General features: G+C 68.7%; 3 protein-coding genes. All 3 read left to right on the top strand.

The window, feature by feature from the left end; genetic code table 11:
* Positions 1-104: 104 nt before the first annotated feature.
* Positions 105-1178 carry a class 1 fructose-bisphosphatase gene (locus AC1D1T_RS31960; protein ID WP_477826475.1) on the top strand — a complete coding sequence of 358 codons (1074 nt, stop codon included), beginning with the start codon at positions 105-107 and terminating at the stop codon, positions 1176-1178.
* A gap of 11 nt (positions 1179-1189) precedes the next feature.
* The gene (locus AC1D1T_RS31955; RefSeq protein WP_047502220.1) at positions 1190-2068 is read left to right on the top strand and encodes a phosphoribulokinase; all 879 of its coding nucleotides are present in this window, start codon (positions 1190-1192) and stop codon (positions 2066-2068) included.
* A gap of 10 nt (positions 2069-2078) precedes the next feature.
* Positions 2079-2330: class II fructose-bisphosphate aldolase (locus AC1D1T_RS31950; protein ID WP_477993382.1), on the top strand; the 252-nt coding region annotated here is incomplete at its 3' end.

Below are 2330 nucleotides of genomic sequence, written 5' to 3'. Positions count from 1 at the left end.
GCCCCGCTCCGGCCGCCGGCGTGTGGCGCCTCGATGCGCCTGCCGACCTGCTGGCCCGCCTGCCGGTGCGCACACCGATCCACCAGTAAACCAGGAGACACGCCATGCTCAGCGGAGGACGATCGACCCTGACCCAGTTCCTGATCGAGGAACGACGCCGCCATCCCGAGGCCACCGGCGACCTGAACGCGCTGATCACCGATGTCTCGCTCGCCTGCAAGACCATCGCGCGCAAGGTGGCCTATGGCGCACTGGACGGCGTGCTCGGCAGCGCCGGCACCGGCAACGTGCAGGGCGAGGAGCAGAAGACGCTCGACGTGCTGGGCAACGCGCTGTTCCTGCGCGCCACCGAGTGGGGCGGTCACACGGCCGGCATGGTGTCCGAGGAGCTGGAGGCGCCGTACACGCTGCCGCCCGAGCATCCGCGCGGCAAGTACCTGCTGCTGTTCGACCCGCTCGACGGCTCGTCGAACATCGACGTCAACGTCGCGGTCGGCAGCATCTTCTCGGTGCTGCGCGCGGTCGCGCCCGGGCAGGATCCGCAGCCGCAGGATTTCCTGCAGCCCGGCACGCAGCAGGTCTGCGCCGGCTATGCGATCTACGGCCCGTCGACCATGCTGGTGCTGACACTGGGCCGCGGCACGCATGCCTTCACGCTCGACCCGCTGCTCGGCGAATGGGTGCTCAGCCACCCCGGCCTGCGCATCCCGGAGAAGACCTGCGAGTTCGCGATCAACGCATCGAACAGCCGCTTCTGGGAACCGGCCGTCAAGCGCTACGTCGACGAATGCCTGGCCGGCCAGACCGGCACGCGCGGTGCCGACTTCAACATGCGCTGGATCGCCTCGCTGGTGGCCGAGACGCACCGCATCCTGATGCGCGGCGGCGTGTTCCTGTACCCGCGCGACAGCAAGGACCCGTCGCGTGCCGGCCGGCTGCGCCTGCTGTACGAGGCGAACCCGATCTCGTTCCTGATCGAGCAGGCCGGCGGCGGCGCGAGCACCGGCCGCTCGCGGTTGATGGAGGTGCAACCCGACGCGCTGCACCAGCGCATCGGCTTCGTCTTCGGTTCGCGCCACGAGGTGGCGCGCATCGAGACCTACCACCGCGACGAACCGGCGGCGGCCTACGATTCGCCGCTGTTCGGCAAGCGCGGCCTGTTCGCGGCCACGGTCTGAGGGGCATCGGCATGTCCGCGCTGCACCCCGTCATCGCCATCACCGGCTCGTCCGGCGCCGGCACCACCTCGGTCACGAAGACCTTCGAGAACATCTTCCGCCGCGAGGGCGTGGCGGCCGCGATCGTCGAAGGCGACAGCTTCCACCGCTACGACCGCGAGGCCATGAAGGCGGCGATGGCCGAGGCCGAGCAGAACCACCGGCCGCACTTCAGCCACTTCGGCGAGGACGCCAACCTGTTCGCCGAGCTGCAGGAGCTGTTTCGCAGCTATGCCGAGACCGGCACCGGGCAAAGCCGCAAGTACCTGCACAACGACGAGGAGGCGGCGCCGTACGGGCAGCCGCCCGGCACCTTCACCGCGTGGGCGCCGCTGCCGCCGAGCAGCCTGCTGTTCTACGAGGGCCTGCATGGCGGGGTGACGACCGACAAGGTCGACGTGGCGCGCTTCGCCGACCTGCTGATCGGCGTGGTGCCGGTGATCAACCTGGAGTGGATCCAGAAGATCCACCGCGACCGCAGCACGCGCGGCTATTCGACCGAGGCGGTGACCAGCGTGATCCTGCGCCGCATGCACGAGTACGTGGAGTACATCTGCCCGCAGTTCACGCGCACGCACATCAACTTCCAGCGCGTGCCGGTGGTCGACACCTCGGACCCGTTCATCGCGCGCACCATCCCGACCGCCGACGAGAGCCTGGTGGTGATCCGTTTCGCCAACCCGCGCGGCATCGATTTTCCGTACCTGCTGTCGATGCTGCACGACTCGTTCATGTCGCGCGCCAACACGCTGGTGGTGCCGGGCGGGAAGATGGAACTCGCGATGCAGCTGATCTTCACGCCGATGGTCATGCGGCTCGTCGAGCAGCGCAAGAACCTGCTGGCCGCATGAGGAGCTTCCGATGCCGATGATGTCGCTTCGACAACTGCTGGACCACGCCGCCGAGCACCGCTACGGCGTGCCGGCCTTCAACGTCAACAACCTGGAGCAGATCCAGGCCATCATGCAGGCGGCCGAGCGCACCGACAGCCCGGTGATCCTGCAGGCCTCGGCCGGTGCGCGCAAGTACGCCGGCGAGCCCTTCCTGCGCAAGATGGTCGAGGCCGCTGCCGAGATGTACCCCGGCATCCCGATCGTGATGCACCAGGACCAC

This window comes from Rhizobacter sp. P2_H3 (assembly GCF_056403355.1).
This window is presented reverse-complemented; position numbering and strand designations above follow the sequence as displayed.